This is a genomic window from Paenibacillus sp. 598K, assembly GCF_003851045.1.
In the GTDB taxonomy this organism is placed as follows: domain Bacteria; phylum Bacillota; class Bacilli; order Paenibacillales; family Paenibacillaceae; genus Paenibacillus_D.
In genome coordinates this window covers 1-220 of sequence record NZ_BFBX01000281.1, presented here as the reverse complement: position 1 = coordinate 220, position 220 = coordinate 1, and the positions used below count along the sequence as shown (strand labels likewise).

At 39.5% G+C, this 220-nt stretch carries 1 protein-coding gene; it reads right to left on the bottom strand.

Translation table 11 applies throughout. From position 1 onward, the window contains the following. The coding region (locus PA598K_RS37525) for a hypothetical protein (protein WP_221414214.1) at nucleotides 1-187 on the bottom strand (187 nt) is incomplete at its 3' end. Nucleotides 188-220: the final 33 nt, after the last annotated feature.

Here is a 220-nt window from a genome sequence, read left to right as displayed (position 1 = left end):
AATTACGAAAGTGAAGTCTCATAAAAACATAAAAGAGTGCCCGAATCTTTGGTAGAATGGTGTTTGTCGAGAACATCACCAACCAAGAGAGGGGCACCCTTAAGGTGAAGTCTACCACAAAAATCATGTCGTTGAAAACGGAATTTTCTATGAGAAACGCAACTAATTTTGCAGGCAGTAAAGTCATCCTTGCTTTCCTTGAATCGATACGGTTTAACCT